This is a genomic window from Kitasatospora sp. NPDC036934 (genome assembly GCF_055608425.1).
The window spans coordinates 15,288-32,424 of sequence record NZ_JBVJQR010000040.1 but is presented as its reverse complement, the minus strand read 5'-3'; the positions used below and the strand labels follow the sequence as shown (position 1 = coordinate 32,424).

The following is a 17,137-nucleotide window of genomic DNA, read 5'->3' as shown; positions in this document are numbered from 1 at the left end:
GCTATTCATAGACCTCTGCACAGATTTCATTGCTGAATGTTTACTTTCTTTGCCAGATATCCGTGCAGGTAGGGGGCCTTCTGTTCATGGGCGTGTTACGTGACTCGCCAGTAGGTTCACTATTTGAGCGTGAATTGAGCTTCGCTATCCGGTCGGGCATTATGGATCGCCCACGTGTTTATAGGGATGACGTATCCCGCATAGCCATGCCGCGGGCCGCCCGTCGTAGGCTGGTCCCGTGCGTTTCGCGATCCTCCCGCCGCCGGTCCGCTAGCGGGCGGTCTCCTCACCCGACCCGGCCGAGCGGGAGAGCCCGCCGGCGCCGGGGTGATGGCTGCCGCCCGGCGTACCCCGCGGACCAGAACCGGCGAACCATCGTGGAGCACCGACGCATGACCTCCTGCACCGTCGTGCCCTTCCGGCACGGCCTGTTGTCCATTTCCGCCGCCGCCGTCGCCTGGGGGTGGGCGGAGCCGTGGCCGCGCTCCTGATGCGCACCAGCGGGCTCGGCCCGGTGGCCGTCTCCTGCTGGCGCTTCGGCGTCGCGGCGCTCTGCGTGGCGCTGCTGCCCTCGGGGCGGGAGCGCGGCACCCGGCGCGGCGCCGCCGTGCTCACCGGCCTCGGGCTGGCCGTCAGCCAGTGCGCCTACTTCGGCTCCGTGCACTACGCGGGCCTGGGGCTGGGCACCCTGGTCACCATCGGCGCCGGGCCGGTGCTCACCAGCCTCGGCGGGGGAGCGCTGCTGTTCCTCGGGACGGTGCCGACCCTGTTCGCCTACCGGTGGTACTTCAGCGGGCTGACCGCCGTGCCGGGCACCACCGCCTCGGTGCTGGTGCTGCTGGAGCCGGCCACGGCGGCGGTGATCGGCGTGCTGTTCCTCGGTGAGCCGTGCACGGCCGGGCTGGTGGCCGGTTCGGTGCTGCTGCTGGCCGCGATCGCGGCCCTGACCCGGTCGACGTACCGGTCGTAGCCCGCGGGGTGCGGCGGGGTGCACCCGGGCGGGCGAGCTGTGGTCGCCGGGCGCACGCCGCCGTGCTGTCGTGGGCGGCATGAAGAGCTCACGCGCGGCCCGGGTGGCCGTCACGACCGCGATCGCCGTCCTCCTCGTCGCCGGTGCCGCGGCCCCCGCCCCGGCGACGGGGGCCGCGCGGCGCGACGTCACCGCCGCGACCTGCCGGGCCGCGGGCGGGCACGTCGAGGGCAGCGGCTACTGCGTGGACGCCAGTGGTGAGGACGCCTGGGGCGCGGAGATCGACGGCCAGGCGGTCAATCCGAACCCGCGCCCCGGGTTCGAGTGATCCGCCCGGCTCACGGCACCGGCCGGAGCGTCACCGGCGCCGGGGTCAGCGTCCGCAGCACCAGGTCGATCCGGACCTTGGCCGCGCCGGCCCGCTGGATGGCGGCGGCGACCGCCCGCAGCTCCTCCGGGCCGGTGCAGGCGAGGCGCAGCTCCAGATCGGCATCCCCGGCGAGCGCCAGGCCGCTCTGCACGGCCGGGAACTCCGCGGCCAGCCGGTCGAAGTCGAGCGGGACCGGCCCGTGGCTGATCCGGGCGATCGCGTGCAGCGCCCGGACCTGCTCGGTACGTCCCGGAGCGGGGTCGAACCCGCCCGGGACGAGCTGTAGCGGGGCCGTCACCGGTGCTGGAGGCGGGCGGTCGGGGCCGGGGCGGGGGCCGCGGCCGGGGTGGCGCCGGGTGTGACGGCGGTGGCGACGGGCGGGGCGACCAGACCCGGGTCGAGTACCAGGGTGTCGACGCCGAGCGGGCGGGTGAGGTTGCGCAGGGCGGCCTCGGCGAGTTCGGTGTGGGCCTGCTCGGGCCCCAGGAGGGCGGTGAGCGCGTCGGGGCTGGAGAATCCGACCGCGCAGCGGCTGCCGTCGCGCATGCGGAAGAGGCGGAGGGCGGCGGTGCTTCCGGTGCCGGTGGTGGTGACCGGAACGTGCCAGACGACGCAGGCCATGCGGGTGCTCCCGGGTGGGGTGGTGGTGGCTGCCGGAACTGCTTGCCTCGACGCTAGGTCGAGTCCTGCCGGACGTCGCCGGTCCTGACGCAGCGTTGACCGAATGAGGTGGTGCGTTGACGCACTCCTGACACCCGGCTCACCCGATTGGACTACACCAGTCCCGCGCCGACCCGAACACGGCCGGAACGGGGCCGTACATCCGCCCCAACCCCGGCCGTCCCGTACGGCCCGGGAGCGCTCCGCTTGCCGTCCGGCGCACTCCGGACCACGGTGGATCCGGCCGCCGGTGCCCGCTGCGCGGGCCCCCGGATCCGACCGGCGCACGCTCCGGGGCGGGGGGAGGTGGAGCGAGGGGCCCGGGACGAGATATCTTGACGTCAAGACGTTGGAGACGTGAAGCGGAGTACCGATGACTGACTCGACCATCATCTATACGCACACCGACGAGGCTCCGGCCCTGGCGACCTACTCGTTCCTGCCGGTGGTCCAGGCGTACGCCTCGACGGCGGGTGTGCGGGTGGAGACCCGTGACATCTCCCTGGCCGGGCGGATCATCGCCAGCTTCCCGGAGCGTCTGACCGAGGCCCAGCGCATCGGTGACGCCCTGGCCGAGCTCGGCGAGCTCGCCAAGACCCCGAGCGCCAACATCATCAAGCTGCCGAACATCTCGGCCTCGGTGCCGCAGCTGAAGGCCGCCATCGCCGAGCTGCAGGCCCAGGGCTACGCCCTGCCGGACTACCCGGACGACCCGCAGACCGACGAGGACAAGGACGTCCGCGTCCGCTACGACAAGGTCAAGGGCAGCGCCGTCAACCCGGTCCTGCGCGAGGGCAACTCGGACCGCCGCGCCCCGCAGTCGGTCAAGAACTACGCCAAGACCCACCCGCACCGCATGGGCGCCTGGACCGCCGAGTCCAAGACCAACGTCGCCACCATGGGCGAGAACGACTTCGCGAGCACCGAGAAGTCCGCCGTGATCGCCGCCGACGGCGCCCTGCGCATCGAGCTGCTCGGCCAGGACGGCACCACCACCGTCCTGCGCGAGAAGGTCCCGGTGCTGGCCGGCGAGGTCGTCGACGCCTCGGTGATGCGCGCCGCCGCCCTGAACGAGTTCCTGGCCGCCCAGGTCGCCCGCGCCAAGGCCGAGGGCGTGCTGTTCTCGGTGCACCTCAAGGCCACCATGATGAAGGTCTCCGACCCGATCATCTTCGGCCACGTGGTCCGTGCCTTCTTCCCGAAGACCTTCGCGGCGTACGGCCAGGCGCTGGTCGCCGCAGGTCTGAACCCGAACAACGGCCTCGGCGGCATCCTGGCCGGCCTGGACGCGCTGGAGAACGGCGCCGAGATCAAGGCCTCCTTCGAGGCCGAGCTGGCCGAGGGCCCGGCCCTGGCCATGGTCGACTCCGACAAGGGCATCACCAACCTGCACGTGCCGTCCGACGTCATCGTCGACGCCTCGATGCCGGCCATGATCCGCACCTCCGGCCACATGTGGGGCCCGGACGGTCAGGAGGCCGACACCCTGGCCGTCCTGCCGGACCACAGCTACGCGGGCGTGTACCAGGCCACCATCGACGACTGCCGCGCCAACGGCGCCCTGGACCCGGCCACCATCGGCTCGGTGCCGAACGTCGGCCTGATGGCCCAGGCGGCCGAGGAGTACGGCTCCCACGACAAGACCTTCGAGATCGCGGCCGCCGGCACCGTCCGCCTGGTCGACGCCGAGGGCAACGTGGTGCTGGAGCAGGCCGTCCAGCCGGGCGACATCTTCCGTGCCTGCCAGACCAAGGACGCGCCGATCCAGGACTGGGTCAAGCTGGCCGTCACCCGCGCCCGCGCCACCGGCGACCCGGCGGTGTTCTGGCTGGACGCCGAGCGCGCCCACGACGCCGTGCTGATCGAGAAGGTCAAGGCCTACCTCCCGCAGCACGACACCACCGGCCTGCAGATCGAGATCATGTCCCCGGTCGAGGCCACCAAGTTCTCGCTGGAGCGCATCCGCCGCGGCGAGAACACCATCTCGGTCACCGGCAACGTGCTGCGCGACTACCTGACCGACCTGTTCCCGATCCTGGAGCTGGGCACCAGCGCCAAGATGCTGTCGGTCGTCCCGCTGATGGCGGGCGGCGGCCTGTTCGAGACCGGCGCCGGCGGCTCCGCCCCGAAGCACGTCCAGCAGCTGGTCAAGGAGAACTACCTGCGCTGGGACAGCCTGGGCGAGTTCTTCGCGCTGGCCGCCAGCTTCGAGCACCTGGCCTCCACCACGGACAACGCCCGCGCCCAGGTGCTGGCCGACACCCTGGACCGCGCCACCGGCACCTTCCTCAACGAGGACAAGTCGCCGAGCCGCCGCCTCGGTGGCATCGACAACCGCGGCAGCCACTTCTACCTGGCCATGTACTGGGCCCAGGAGCTGGCCAAGCAGACCGCCGACGCCGAGCTGGCCCAGGCCTTCGACGGCCTGGCCAAGGCGCTGACCGAGCAGGAGAAGGCCATCGTGGACGAGCTGATCGCCGTCCAGGGCTCGGCCGTCGACCTCGGTGGCTACTACCAGCCGGACCCGGCCAAGGCCGCGGCCGTGATGCGCCCGTCGAAGACCTTCAACGAGGCCATCGCCAACCTCGGCTGACGCCGATCGGTTCGATGCACCGGGAGGCCCCCGGGTCCGCGGCAAGCGGACCCGGGGGCCTCCCCGCGTGCGCCGTCAGGCCAGTCCGAGCAGCACGCCGGTGCCGGTGAGCAGCAGCAGGGCGGCGCCGTTGGCGCGCGGCAGCGCGAGCGCCGTGCCGACCGCCTCGCGCAGCAGCTGGTACGGGCCGTGGGCGAGCGGTCCCTCCGCGCCGAGCAGCCGGGCCGGGGCGCCGGCCCGGCGGGCGGCGAGGGCGGAGCGGACGGTGTGGAAGCCACTGGTGACCACGGTGCAGCGGTAGCCGGGGTGCTCGGCGGCCATCAGGGCGGCGCTGAACCGCAGGTTCTCCGCGGTGTTCACGGCCCGCTCCTCGCGCCGGATCCGCTCGGTCGGAACGCCCCGGGCGAGCAGGTAGCGGGCCATCGCGCCGGCCTCGGTGCACTCCTCGTGCGGGCCCTTGCCGCCGGTCACCAGCAGCAGCGGCGCGTGCCCGGCGGCCTCCTCGGCGGCGAAACGTTCCAGCGCGGTGTCCAGCCGGGCCCTGAGGGTGGGAGCGGGCTCGCAGCCGTCCAGCGCGGCGCCCAGCACCACCAGGTAGTCGGCCCCGGCGGGCACCGGCCGACGGCACTGGAACAGCGCCCAGCCGAGGAAGCCGAGCAGCCAGAGCAGGACGTACCCGCCGAGCAGTACGGCGGGGAGGAACAGGGCGTGCATACCCCTCGAACGCCCCCGGCCGGACCACCGTTCCGGAACATGACGGAGCCCACGTCCGCCGGGGAGGACGTGGGCTCCGGGGGTGCCGCGGGGCCGGGCTCAGCCGGCGTCGGCCGCCGGGGCGGCGGGTGCGGTGGGTGCGGCGGCCGGGCGAGGGCCCTTCTTGTGCAGCGAGGCCAGGTAGGCGTTGTACGCCTCCAGCTCGGCGTCGCCGCTGCGCTCCTCGGCGCGGTCCCGGCGGCGGGCCTGCCGCTGCTCGGAGCCCATCCACTGGTAGACCAGCGCGATCAGCACGATCGCGGTCGGGATCTCGCCGAACGCCCAGGTGATGCCGCCGGCCAGCTTCTGGTCCTCCAGCAGGTCCGTCCCGGGCGGTGAGCCCTGGACGGTGAAGGTGGTCACCAGCGGGTGGCCGGCCATCATCACGGCCACGCCGAAGAAGGCGTGGAAGGGCATCCCCATGAACAGCTCGATGATCCGCATCACATGGCCGGGGCGGTGCGGGCCCGGGTCCACGCCCATGATCGGCCAGAAGAAGGTCAGACCGGTCATGAGGAAGTGGACCATCATGAAGATGTGTCCGAGGCGGTACTGCATCAGGAAGTCGAACGCCGGGGTGAAGTAGACCCCGTACAGGCTCGCGATGAACATCGGGATGGTGAACGCCGGGTGCGAGATCACCCGGACGTACCGGCTGTGCAGCAGCGCCACCAGCAGTTCGCGCGGACCGCGCGGCCGGCCCTTGCCCGCCGGGCGCAGGGCGCGCAGCGCCAGCGTGATCGGGGCGCCGAGCAGCAGCAGGATCGGCGTCAGCATGGACAGCACCATGTGCTGGATCATGTGCGCGCTGAACAGCACCATGCCGTAGTCGTTCAGGCCGCTGCAGGTGACCAGCAGCAGGCTGGCGACACCCGCGACCCAGCCGACGACCCGGCCGACCGGCCAGCGGTCCCCGCGCCGGTACAGCCGGACCACGCCGGCCAGGTACAGCGCCAGCGCGACCAGGCCGCCGAGCAGGAACACCCAGTCCGGGGACCAGGTCCACACGTTGGAGAGGCTGAACGGCCCCAGCGGGGCCATCCCGCCGTGGTGGTGCATTCCTGACATTCCGTCGCCCATCGGCGGGTCCCGCTTTCCGTCCTCGTGGTCCCTGGTGGGGGTCCGGTTCGCCCGTTTTGCTTGGCATACAGCCTAGGTGGGCCTTACCCCGGCGGTACCGGCGCCCCCTCCGTACGGGTGGCTCCGGGTGGGCGGCACGCTGGCTAGACTGACCGGCCGGTCGGCAGGGAGGAACCAGGCATGGCAGCGCCACAGCGGCCCGGGGCACGGACCGCGGTCGCGCTCACCGGGGCGACCGGCTTCATCGGCTCCGCCGTACGGGCGGAGCTCGCGGCCCGCGGCATCCCGGTGCGGGCGCTGGTGCGCGGGGAGCCCGTCGCGGACGGGCACACCGGCTGGGTGCCCGGCGACCTCGCCGACCGGGCCGCGCTGGACCGGCTGTGCGCGGGCGCCGGGGTGCTGCTGCACCTCGCCTCCCGGGTCGGCGGCGGCGCCGAGGAGTGCGCGGCCGTCAACGACCGGGGCACGGCGGCGGTGATGGCGGCGGCCACCCGGGCCGGGATCGGGCGGATCGTCCACCTGTCGACCACGGCGGTGTACGGCGAGGGCCCGCACCCGGGCATCGGCGTCGACGAGGTGCCCGCCGCACCGCTGTCCGAGGCCAGCCGGACCCGGCTGCTGGGGGAGGGCCACGCCTTGGCGGCCGGTGCCGTGGTGCTGCGCTCCGCGCTGGTCACCGGAACCGGCGACCGCTGGGTGGTGCCCGCCCTGGTCGAGCTGGCCCGCAGGGTCCCGGGCCGGTGGGCGGGCGGCGACTCCCGGCTCTCCCTGGTGGACCGCGCCGACCTGGCCCGGCTGATCACCGCGCTGGCGCTGGACGCCCCGCCCCCGGTGCCGGGCATCCACCACGCCGCCCACCCGGCGCCGGTCCGCACCGCCGAACTGCTGGCCACCCTCGCCGGGCTCGGCCTGCTGCCCGCCCCGGACGGCCCGGCGCTGCCCTGGGCGGAGTGCCGCCGGCTGCTCGCCGCCACGCCGGGCCGGGTCTCCGAGCGGCAGTTCGTCATGATCGCCCGCGACCACTGGTACCGCAGCGACGACGTCTGGCGCCTGGCCGCCTGCCCGCCCGGCCCGGGGCCGCTGGCCCGCCTGGCCGGGGCGGCGGACTGGTACCGGACGGAGCTGGGCTGGGCCTAGGCCTGTAGCCGGCGGGCCCGGGCCTCCAGGAAGCGCTGTTCGGCGAGGCTCGCGGTGGCCTTCGCGGCGCGGCGGTAGTGGTCGTGGGCGCCGGGGAGGTCGCCGGCCCGCTCCAGCAGGTGGGCCCGGACGGAGAGCAGGCGGTGGTGGCCGGCCATCCGGCGGTCCTGGTCCAGGGCGGCGAGCAGGGCGAGCCCGGCCCGCGGGCCGTCCAGTTCGGCCAGGGCGACGGCGCGGTTGAGGGTGACCACCGGGTTGGGGGCGATCCGCTCCAGGATCAGGTAGAGGGCGTGCACCTGCGCCCAGTCGGTCTCCTCGGCGGTGGCGGCGTCGGCATGGGTGGCGGCGATGGCGGCCTGGAGCTGGTACGGGCCGAGCCGGGGGCCGGCCAGGGCGGTCCTGGCCAGTGCGGTGCCCTCGTCGAGCAGCGGGCGCTCCCAGGCGGTGCGGTCCTGCTCGGCCAGCGGCACCAGGTCGCCGGCCGCGGTGGTCCGGGCCGTCCGGCGGGCGTGGGTGAGCAGCATCAGGGCGAGCAGTCCGGTCACCTCGTCGTCCTCGGGCAGCTGGGCGTGCACCATCCGGGTCAGCCGGATCGCCTCGCGGGCGAGGTCGGCGCGGTGCAGTTCGCTGCCGGAGGAGGCGGTGTAGCCCTCGTTGAAGATCAGGTAGAGCACGTGCAGCACGACCCGCAGCCGCTCCTCGCGCTCGGCTCCCTCGGGGAGGGTGAAGGAGCTGCCGGCGGCCCGGATCCGCTGCTTGGCGCGGCTGATCCGGGCCGCCATGGTGGCCTCCGGGACGAGGAAGGCGTGGGCGATCTCGCCGGTGGTCAGGCCGCCGACCGCGCGCAGGGTGAGCGCGGTCTGCGAGGCGGCGGTGAGCGCCGGGTGGCAGCACAGGAGGAGCAGCAGCAGGGTGTCGTCGGTGTCCGGCACCTCCTCGGGCACCACCTCGGCGGCCGTGGTCGCGTGCTCGCGCTCGCGGCGGGCCCGGTCGCTGCGGATCCGGTCGACCAGCCGCCGGGAGGCGACCGTCACCAGCCAGCCGCGCGGGTTGTCCGGCACGCCCTCGTCGGGCCACTGCACGGCCGCGGCGAGGACGGCCTCCTGCACGGCGTCCTCGCACCCCTCGAACCGCGCGTACCGCCGTACCAACGTGCCGAGGACCTGCGGCGTGAGGTCGCGCAGCAGGTCCTCGAAGTCCGGTGCCGTCATGCCTCCAAGTGTCCGTCGGAGAACATCACCTGGCGCACCTCGACGCCCAGCCCCTCGATCGCGGCGTCCGGGATCCGCGCGGCCAGCTCGACCGCCCGCTCCTTGCTGTCGCAGTCGACCAGGTAGAAGCCGCCGAGGAACTCCTTGGCCTCCAGGAACGGGCCGTCGGTCACCACCGGCCGGCCGTCCCGCACCGTGACCACGGCGGCCTGGGAGGGGTCGACCAGGGCCTGGGTGACGATCAGTTCGCCGGAGGACTTCAGCTCCTCGATGAACTTCCCGTGGCCGGCGCCGATCGCCGCCTTCTCCTCGTCGGTCAGCGCGTCCAGCACGGCCGGGTTGATGTGCAGGCTGATCAGGAACTTCATCGCGAACTCCTCGTCGTGGGCGAGCCCCGTTCGGGCCCCTCGGCCGTCGGTCGGAGCCGGGGCCGCCGTCTTGACGTCCCCGCCGGAGAAATCTGCCACGACTTCCCGGCCCGGGACGTCGAGGAGCGCCCGCCCGCTCCGACCGGGCGGTGACACGTTTCCGAGGAGAGGAGCCACCGGGGATGAACGCCACCCGGGTCGGGCTGGGACTGGCCGTCCTGATGCTGCCGACCCTGCTGGTCGCGATGGACATGACGGCCCTGCTGCTCGCCCTGCCGAGGCTGAGCGCGGACCTGGGCGCCTCCGGCGTCCAGCAGCTGTGGATCAGCGACGGCTACGGGCTGACGGTGGCCGGGCTGGTCATCACCATGGGCACGCTGGGGGACCGGATCGGCCGTCGTCGCCTGCTGCTGATCGGCGCGGCGGCCTTCGCGGTGCTGTCGGTGGTCGCCGCCCTCGCGGTCGACCCGCTGACGCTGATCGTGGCCCGCGCCCTGCTGGGCGTCGCCGGGGCGACGCTGGCGCCGTCCACGCTCGCGCTGATCACCAACATGTTCCGGGAGGAGCGGGAGCGCGGGCGGGCCGTCGCCGTCTGGGCGACCTGCCAGTTCGCGGGCGGCGCGCTGGGGCCGGTGATGGCCGGCTTGCTGCTCCAGCACTTCTGGTGGGGGTCGGTGTTCCTGGCCGCCGTCCCGGCGATGGCGGTGCTGCTGGCGGCCGGGCCGTTCCTGCTGCCGGAGTTCCGCGGCGAGGCGGCCGGGCGGCCGGATCCGGCCGGGGTCGGGCTGTCGTTGGTGGCGGTGCTGCTGATGTTGTACGGGATCAAGCAACTGCCGGCCGGGGACGCGCCGCTGGTGCCGGTGACGGCCCTGCTGGTGGGCGCGGGCGTCGGGCACCTCTTCGTTCGGCGGCAGCTGCGGCTGGAGCGGCCGCTGCTGGACCTGCGGCTGCTGCGCAGCCGCCCGTTCGCGGCCGTGCTGGTCTCGCTGGTGCTCGCCGGGGTCGCGATGGCCGGCACCGGGCTGCTGGTGACCCAGTACCTGCAGAGCGTGCTGGGCCACTCGCCGTTCGCCTCGGCCGTGCTGTTCGCGCCGATGGGCCTGGCGGTGGCGGCCGGCACCATGGCCGCGCCGCGGCTGGCCGGCCGGATCGGCCGGACCACCGCGATCGCCGGCGGGCTGGCGCTCTCGGCGCTGGGTGCCCTGCTGCTGGTCGCCGTGGACGAGGACGCCGGCTCGCTGCCGCTGGTGATGACCGGCATCGCGGTGCTGGCGCTGGGCACTGGGCCGCTGTTCGCCCTGGGCACCGGGCTGGTGCTCGGCTCGGTGCCGCCGGAGCGGGCGGGCTCGGTGGCCGCGATGTCGGAGACCGGCAACTACTTCGGCGGCTCGCTCGGCTTCGCCCTGCTGGGGACCGTCGCCGCGGCGGTCTACCGCGGCCGTACGGGCGGGGGCTCCGACTCGCTGGCGGGCGCGGTCGAGGCGGCCCGGCACCTGCCCGCCGGGCCGGGCGCCGAACTGCTGCACGGGGCGCGCTCGGCGTTCACCGCCGGGCTGCACGTCGACGGGCTGATCGCGGCCGCGCTGTTCGCCGGCCTGGCGGTGCTGACCCTGGCGGTGCGCCGGAGCGGGCGGGGCGGTCCGCGGCGCCGAGGGCTGAGGAGGCGAGGGCTGAGGAGGCACCCGCGTAAGAAAAGGCTTGAACCTGACACCGGTGTCAGGTCCTACCGTGGGTGAGCCACGAACGAGGCACGACTGACAGGGGGAACGACGATGAGCAGTGACCTGACCGGCAAGGTGGCCCTGGTGACCGGCGGCAGCCGGGGTATCGGCGCGGCGGTGGCCAAGCGGCTGGCGGCCGAGGGGGCGGCGGTAGCGCTGACCTACGTCAGGGCGGAGGAGCAGGCCCGGACGGTCGTCAAGGAGATCGAGGAGGCGGGCGGCCGGGCGGTGGCGATCCGCGCCGACCTGATCGAGGCGGACGCAGCCACGCACGCGGTGGAGGAGACGGTCCGTCAGCTGGGCGGGATCGACGTCCTGGTGAACAACGCGGGCTTCCTCACCTACGGCCCGCTCGCCGAGGTGACGGTCGAGGAGCTCGACCGGGTGCTCGCCGTCGATGTCCGGTCGGTGTTCCTGGCCGCGCAGGCCGCGTCCCGGCACATGGGCGAGGGCGGGCGGATCATCAGCATAGGCTCCTGCTTCAACGGGCGGGTCCCGGGGGCGAACTTCGTCCTCCAGGCGACGGCCAAGACCGCGCTCACCGGGCTGACCAAGGGTCTGGCCCGGGAACTCGGCCCGCGCGGGATCACCGTCACCGTCGTCGACCCGGGCCCGATCGACACCGACATGAACCCGGCCGACGGCGACTCCGCCGGCTTCCAGCGTTCGCTCACCGCCCTGGACCGCTTCGGCGAGGCCGAGGACATCGCCGCCGCCGTCGCCTTCCTGGCGGGCCCGGGCGGACGTTACGTCACCGGCACAGCCCTCGCGGTGGACGGCGGTTACACGGCCTGAGTGAACAGCCGGTGCGGGGGAGGGCGGTGGCGTCCACCCTCCCCCGCCCGGCGGTAATGATCATGGCGTGATCCTTGGTAGCGTCGGTCGCGGTGCCGCTCAACTGCGGCGCAGCGCCATCGACATGAGAGAACATCACATGGCCCCCAGGACCATCCGCCGAGCCGTCATCCCCGCCGCCGGACTCGGCTCCCGCCTGCTGCCGCTGACCAAGGCCACCCCGAAGGAGATGCTGCCGGTCGGTGACAAGCCGGTGATCGAGCACACCGTGCGCGAGCTGATCGAGAGCGGCATCACCGACATCACCATCGTCGTCAACGGCGACAAGGGCCTCATCCAGGAGCACTTCCGCCCCAATCCGGTGCTGGTCGACCAGCTGCGCCGGGACGGCAAGGCGGCGTTCGCGGACGCCGTCGAGGAGGTCGGGGAGCTGTCCCGAAAGGGGCACATCAGCTACCTGTACCAGCACGGCCCGTACGGCAACGGCACCCCGGTGCTCAACGCCGCCCGGCACTTCGGGGACGAGCCCTGCCTGGTGCTGTGGCCGGACGACGTGTTCGTCGCCGAGGTGCCCCGCGCGCAGCAGCTGATCCGGGCGTTCGAGCAGACCAACGCGCCGGTGCTGGCCCTGATGCCGATGGCCCCCGAGGACTCCTACCGCTACGGCGTGCCGGTGGTGAAGGAGGACCTCGGCGGCGGGTCGCTGCGGATCGCCGGCCTGGTCGAGAAGCCCAAGCCGGTCGACGCCCCCTCCGGGTACGCCGCCATCGGCGGGTACGTCATCACTCCCGGGATCGTCGACGAGCTGCGCGAACTCACCCGCCGCTGGCACGAGAAGCCCGAGGACGAGGTCTATCTGACCGACGCCATCAACGCCTACGCGGCCCGCCGCGCCGTCTACGGGCAGGTCATCGACGGTACCTGGTACGACACCGGCAACCCCGCCGCCTACCTGCGCGCCCAGTTCGCCGCGGCGCTCGCCAACCCGGAGTACGGGGACGAGCTGCGCCGGCTGGCGGCCGAGCTCGCGCCGGCGGAGTAGGCCGCGATTCCGTCGGAGCGGTTCGGCTTCGGGCGGGCCGGCGTCAGCTCCGGGCGCGGTCCCCGGTGGCGCCGTCGGTGAGTTCGCGCAGGATGTCCGGGTGCCCGGCGTGCCGGGCGGTCGGCTCCGTCCGCCCCGACAGCCCGGCCGCCCCCGCACAGGGGCGACCGGGCGGAGGAGGGGCCCCGGGCGTCGTCCTCGTGCTGCACAGGCGGACGGCCTGGGCCCTGGTCGCGAGTGCCGCCCCGGTCGGGGGGCACCCTCCTGCTCTACCGCGAGTGACGGCGCTCCGGCAGCACCCCTCCCGGCGGGTCAGCCGGCCTGCGGCGTCCACGCGAGCGGATGGGTGAGCGTGACGCCGTGGCTCTCGAAGAAGAGGGTGACCCGGTCGCCGTCCGCCATGGTGTGCCCGCCGTGGAAGCTGCTCCGGTCGGCCCCGATGTACACGTAGTGCACACGGCCGGGCCGGTGCAGTGCCTCATGGACGAACAGCCCCGCCGTGATGGTGTCGAGGTCGTAGTACAGGGCGTCGGTCCCGGTGGTGAACGTGCCCTTCCAGACGAGGTCGCCGTCCCGCTCGATCGTCGTCTCACCGGTGACGAGACGTGGTGGCGGGCCCAGGTGCAGCGTGGGCGAGATGCCCGCGCTGCAGAGCTTCGCGTACGACAGGTGACCGTTGTGCCGTTTGAACCGGCCGATGTCCGTCACGTCGTTGCCGAAGGTGTAGCCCACGTAGCGGGGCCGACCTGTCTCCTCGTCACCCACGTAGACGAGGACGACCTCCGCCTCCTCACACACGGCGAGTGCTCCGCCGGGTACGTCCAACGGCTCGCCCGGCAGCCTCAGCGCGTCGCCGAGGCCCTTGAAGAACCAGGTGGGCTGGTCCGGGGTCGTCCCGTCGACCTTCACGTTGTGGGTCATCATGAAGCCGCCGACCAGGGCGTCCCCCACCTGGCGCGGGAGGCACGGCACGCGCGTGCGCACCTTGTGCAGTTCCCCGGCCGGCACGTCCACCGGTGCCCTGCCGGACGTCAGGGCACCGGCGTCCCCGCCGGATTCCCGGACGAGTACGGCCAGGGGCTCGTCGAACAGCGGATACAGGCGCAGTGGGGCTCCGGTCGGGGCCGCGCCCAGGGCGAAGTACGACTCTTCCTCGTAGTCGCACTCGAAGAGCACCGTCATGGGGAATCGCCTCCTGGGAAGGACGGATGGGGTTGCCGTACCTATCGACCGTCTGCGGCCCTGAGGGCGAGGCGGTCGATCTTGCCGTTGCCGGTGAGGGGGAACGCGTCCAGGTGCACGAAGCGCCGGGGAATCATGTAGGCGGGCAGAACGGCCGCCAGGTGGGCGCGCAGGGTGCGGGAGTCGGTCTCGCCACCTGTGTGGAAGGCGATCAGGTCGAGGCTGCCGACCGGGCCGGGGAGGGCCAGGACCACGGCGTCCGTGAGCTTCTCGTGCCGTCGCAGCGCGCCCTCGATCTCGGCGAGTTCGACCCGGTGGCCGCGGATCTTGACCTGGGAGTCCAGGCGGCCGAGGTGGGTCAGGGTGCCGTCGTGGGCGCGGCGGACGAGGTCGCCGGTGCGGTACCAGTCGGAGCGGACCGGGGGACGGCCCGTGACCGGGGCGAAGCCGACGGAGTCGTCGTCGGCGAGGAAGCGGCCGGAATCGTCCTCCGCGTCGAGGTAGCCGTCGAAGCGCTGGGGGCCCCGGACGCAGAGTTCGCCCTCGTCGGCCTCCAGTCCGTCGGCGACGACGACGGACTCCAGGTGCGGGTAGACGTGGCCGATGGGGACGGTGCCGTTGGCGGTGGCGGGCCAGTCCTCGGTGCGGGCGGGCAGCCGGTACGCGGAGACGTAGACGGTCAGTTCGGTGGGGCCGTAGACGTTCTCCACGACACCCTTCGGGGCGGCGGCGTGCCAGGCCGCGGCCTGTTCGACGGTGAGCTGCTCGCCGAGGAAGAGGCTCATCCGCACGGACGGCATGGCGCCGGGGGCGAGTTCGCCCAGGCCGAGGGCGGTGGAGACGGCGGACGGCACCGAGGCCCAGTGCGTGAGGGAGCGTTCGTTGACCCAGCGGACCGGGTGCATCAGGTCCCGGGAGGAGGGGGCGACCAGGGTGGCGCCCGAGCCCCAGGCCACGAACAGGTCGAAGACCGAGACGTCGAACGCGAAGTCGAAGTTCTGCGTCATCCGGTCACCGGGCCCCACCCCGTACCGGGCGAGGTTGTGGTTCACGAAGCTGAGGACGTTGGCGTGCGACACGGGCACGCCCTTGGGCCGGCCGGTGCTGCCCGAGGTGAAGAGGATGTACGCCGTCGGCTGGGCCGTGGGAGCCCGGAACGGAGCGTCGTCCGCCGGGGTCCCGAGGGCGGGGATCTCCACGAGGCGCGGCCGCGTCTCCGACGTGCCGGCGGCGCCCGGTGCGAGGGCGGCGGCCGGCCCCCCGAGGTCGTCGGTCAGGACCAGCGCGAGGCCGGCGGCCCCGGCGATCGCGCGGATGCGGTCGGCGGGAGCGGCGTTGCTGATCGGGACGATCGTGGCGCCCAGCCGCAGGACGGCGAGGTAGGCCACGTACGTGCGGGCGCACTTCGTGCCGATCAGACCGATCCGGGACGGCACCGGGCCGTGGTCGGCCGCGATGCTGCGGGCCAGGCGTTCCGCCTCGTCCGTCAGTTCCCGGTACGTCAGGGGTTTCTCGCCGGGGGTCTCCAGGGCGACGGCCTCGGGGTGGCGGGCGGCCGTCGCCTCGACCAGCCCGTACAGGCGGGTCGGTGCGGCTGACGGCGGTAGGGTGCTGCTGCTCATGCGGCCCCTTCCTGGGGGTGGGCGAGGGCGTCCGGGTTGACCAGGTACGGGGGGCGTTCCCCGCGCAGGATGCACGCGGTGTTCTCGACGGCGGCGGGCACCAGTGAGCGGTACATCTCCACGGTGTGACCCACCACGTGGTCGGTGAGCAGCACGTTCGGGGCTTTGCGCAACGGGCTGTCCGCGGGGAGGGGTTCGACGTCGAAGGTGTCGATGGCGGCGCCGGCGATCCGGTTACCGCGCAGGGCGTCGGCCAGGGCCGCCTCGTCGACGATGCCGCCGCGCGCGGTGTTGATGAGGACGGCGCTGTCGCGCATGCGGCGCAGTTCGGGCCCGCCGATCAGGCCGCGGGTCGCGGCGTTGAGCGGCAGGTGGATGCTGATGATGTCCGCTTCCGTCAGGACGCGGTCCAGAGAGCAGAAGTCCACCTCGGGCCAGGCCTCGGGCCGAGGGGTCCGGGTGTGGCACAGGACGGGGCCCGTGCCCCAGGGCGCGAGTCGGGTGCACACCTCCCGGGCGATCCGGCCGAAGCCGATGAGGCCCAGGGTGGCACCGCGCAGCGAACGGCTGTCGAGCTCGGCGGGTCGGGGACGGGGGCGCTGTTCGGCCAGGGCGGCGAGGCGGTCCGCGAGCCGCAGCCTCAGGGCCAGGGCGAGCATGATGGTGGCCTCGGCCATGCTGCCGTGGTTCTCCGGGGTCGCCCCGTTGGCGATGACGATCCCGCGCCGGGTGGCATCGGGGACGTCGATGGAGTTGAAGCCGCTGGAGGCGAACACGACGCCCTTCAACTCCGGGTGCCGGTCGAGGAGTCCGGGGCCGACGGAGGTGCGGGAGGTGAGTACGAGGGCGTCGAGCGGGCCGTCCGCGACAGCAAGCGGATCCGCCGCCCGGACCACCTGGTGGCCCAGGGCGGCGAGCTGCTCGGCGATCTCGTCGAGCAGCTCGTCGAGGACCCGGTCGGTGCCGACGAAGACACGGTGGCCGGACGGCGGAACTATGGACGGCATCCGACTAGAACCCGGTCAGGTAGGGGAGCCGGGCGGCGGTCTCGCTCACCTGGTCGGCGTTCTTCAGGAGTTCGGCGAGGGTGTCCCAGGTGCCCTCCAGGAAGGAGTCCCGCAGCGACGCCTGGATCTCCACGGGGAACTCGCGGTCGGCGATCCGCAGGACACCCTTGCCGAGGTCCACGTCGGCAACGGCGTCGGCGTCGGCCAGGCCGATGCTGCGGGCCTCCTCCGCGTGCTCGGGGGCGAGGGTCACGCAGGGCAGGCCGATGGTGCCGCAGTTGCCGCGGAAGATCTCTCCGAAGCTCTCCCCGACGACGGCGCGGATGCCCCAGCGGTGCAGGGCCTGCGCGGCGTGCTCGCGGGAGGAGCCGCAGCCGAAGTTCTTGGCGACCAGCAGGACGCTGCCGGCGGAGCGCTCCTGCTGGTCGAAGGGGTGGGTGACGCCGCGGGCGTGCTCCTGCTTGCGGTCGTCCTCGAAGACGTGCTCGCCGAGCGCGTCGAACGTCAGGTGCTTGAGGAACCGGGCCGGGATGATCCGGTCGGTGTCGATGTCGTTGCCGCTGAGCACGACCGTGGTGCCGGTGACGGTGCTGATGCGCGGATCGATGGCGCTGGTCACTGCTGGG

At 73.4% G+C, this 17,137-nt stretch carries 17 protein-coding genes; 7 read left to right on the top strand and 10 right to left on the bottom strand.

Annotation, left to right across the window (positions count from 1 at the left end):
* The first annotated feature begins 475 nt into the window (after positions 1–475).
* Positions 476–970, top strand: a complete 495-nt coding sequence (locus tag ACZ7BZ_RS35300) for an EamA family transporter (RefSeq protein WP_470361919.1) — start codon at positions 476–478, stop codon at positions 968–970.
* A 79-nt stretch (positions 971–1,049) separates the two neighbouring features.
* Complete coding sequence (locus tag ACZ7BZ_RS35295) at positions 1,050–1,298, top strand: hypothetical protein (RefSeq protein WP_470361918.1); 249 nt, start codon at positions 1,050–1,052, stop codon at positions 1,296–1,298.
* Between the two features lie 10 nt (positions 1,299–1,308).
* On the opposite strand, the gene ACZ7BZ_RS35290 is transcribed toward ACZ7BZ_RS35295, so the two are convergent.
* Entirely contained in the window at positions 1,309–1,638 is a 330-nt protein-coding gene (locus ACZ7BZ_RS35290) for a hypothetical protein (RefSeq protein WP_470361917.1), read from the bottom strand.
* A complete protein-coding gene (locus tag ACZ7BZ_RS35285) occupies positions 1,635–1,961 on the bottom strand; it encodes an SAV_915 family protein (RefSeq protein ID WP_470361916.1) in 327 nt (108 codons plus the stop codon). Before ACZ7BZ_RS35285 ends, ACZ7BZ_RS35290 begins: the two co-directional genes overlap by 4 nt.
* Positions 1,962–2,373: 412 nt before the next feature.
* On the opposite strand from ACZ7BZ_RS35285, the gene ACZ7BZ_RS35280 reads away from it, so the two are divergent.
* Positions 2,374–4,593, top strand: coding sequence for an NADP-dependent isocitrate dehydrogenase (locus ACZ7BZ_RS35280; RefSeq protein ID WP_470361915.1), 2,220 nt, complete (start codon positions 2,374–2,376; stop codon positions 4,591–4,593).
* 75 nt (positions 4,594–4,668) lie between these two features.
* On the opposite strand, the gene ACZ7BZ_RS35275 is transcribed toward ACZ7BZ_RS35280, so the two are convergent.
* Positions 4,669–5,307, bottom strand: a complete 639-nt coding sequence (locus ACZ7BZ_RS35275; protein ID WP_470361914.1) for a YdcF family protein — start codon at positions 5,305–5,307, stop codon at positions 4,669–4,671.
* 99 nt (positions 5,308–5,406) lie between these two features.
* Positions 5,407–6,405, bottom strand: a complete 999-nt coding sequence (locus ACZ7BZ_RS35270; RefSeq protein ID WP_470361931.1) for a cytochrome c oxidase assembly protein — start codon at positions 6,403–6,405, stop codon at positions 5,407–5,409.
* Positions 6,406–6,606: 201 nt separating this feature from the next.
* Here ACZ7BZ_RS35270 and ACZ7BZ_RS35265 point away from each other — a divergent pair, with 201 nt between their 5' ends.
* Positions 6,607–7,563 (top strand): NAD-dependent epimerase/dehydratase family protein, encoded by a 957-nt coding sequence (locus tag ACZ7BZ_RS35265; protein WP_470361913.1) that lies wholly within the window; start codon positions 6,607–6,609, stop codon positions 7,561–7,563.
* Here the strand turns inward: ACZ7BZ_RS35265 and ACZ7BZ_RS35260 are convergent.
* Positions 7,560–8,774, bottom strand: coding sequence for an RNA polymerase sigma factor (locus ACZ7BZ_RS35260; RefSeq protein WP_470361912.1), 1,215 nt, complete (start codon positions 8,772–8,774; stop codon positions 7,560–7,562). The genes ACZ7BZ_RS35265 and ACZ7BZ_RS35260 overlap by 4 nt on opposite strands.
* The gene (locus ACZ7BZ_RS35255) at positions 8,771–9,241 is read right to left on the bottom strand and encodes a YciI family protein (protein WP_470361911.1); all 471 of its coding nucleotides are present in this window, start codon (positions 9,239–9,241) and stop codon (positions 8,771–8,773) included. The genes ACZ7BZ_RS35260 and ACZ7BZ_RS35255 overlap by 4 nt, the downstream gene beginning before the upstream one ends.
* 83 nt (positions 9,242–9,324) lie before the next feature.
* Between ACZ7BZ_RS35255 and ACZ7BZ_RS35250 the strand changes: the two genes are divergently transcribed.
* From ACZ7BZ_RS35250 to ACZ7BZ_RS35240, 3 genes are all read left to right on the top strand, one after another.
* Entirely contained in the window at positions 9,325–10,878 is a 1,554-nt protein-coding gene (locus tag ACZ7BZ_RS35250; protein WP_470361910.1) for an MFS transporter, read from the top strand.
* 36 nt (positions 10,879–10,914) lie between these two features.
* Positions 10,915–11,658, top strand: coding sequence for a 3-oxoacyl-ACP reductase family protein (locus ACZ7BZ_RS35245; protein ID WP_470361909.1), 744 nt, complete (start codon positions 10,915–10,917; stop codon positions 11,656–11,658).
* Between the two features lie 139 nt (positions 11,659–11,797).
* The gene (locus tag ACZ7BZ_RS35240) at positions 11,798–12,700 is read left to right on the top strand and encodes a UTP--glucose-1-phosphate uridylyltransferase (RefSeq protein ID WP_470361908.1); all 903 of its coding nucleotides are present in this window, start codon (positions 11,798–11,800) and stop codon (positions 12,698–12,700) included.
* Between the two features lie 312 nt (positions 12,701–13,012).
* Here ACZ7BZ_RS35240 and ACZ7BZ_RS35235 read toward each other — a convergent pair whose 3' ends face one another.
* The 4 genes from ACZ7BZ_RS35235 to ACZ7BZ_RS35220 are packed head-to-tail and all read right to left on the bottom strand — an operon-like array spanning position 13,013 to position 17,130.
* Positions 13,013–13,882, bottom strand: a complete 870-nt coding sequence (locus ACZ7BZ_RS35235) for an FAH family protein (RefSeq protein WP_470361907.1) — start codon at positions 13,880–13,882, stop codon at positions 13,013–13,015.
* 41 nt (positions 13,883–13,923) lie between these two features.
* Entirely contained in the window at positions 13,924–15,504 is a 1,581-nt protein-coding gene (locus tag ACZ7BZ_RS35230) for an amino acid adenylation domain-containing protein (protein ID WP_470361906.1), read from the bottom strand.
* Positions 15,501–16,511 (bottom strand): NAD(P)-dependent oxidoreductase, encoded by a 1,011-nt coding sequence (locus ACZ7BZ_RS35225; protein ID WP_470361905.1) that lies wholly within the window; start codon positions 16,509–16,511, stop codon positions 15,501–15,503. The genes ACZ7BZ_RS35230 and ACZ7BZ_RS35225 overlap by 4 nt, the downstream gene beginning before the upstream one ends.
* 4 nt (positions 16,512–16,515) lie before the next feature.
* Positions 16,516–17,130 carry a 3-isopropylmalate dehydratase small subunit gene (locus ACZ7BZ_RS35220; RefSeq protein WP_470361904.1) on the bottom strand — a complete coding sequence of 205 codons (615 nt, stop codon included), beginning with the start codon at positions 17,128–17,130 and terminating at the stop codon, positions 16,516–16,518.
* Positions 17,131–17,137: the final 7 nt, after the last annotated feature.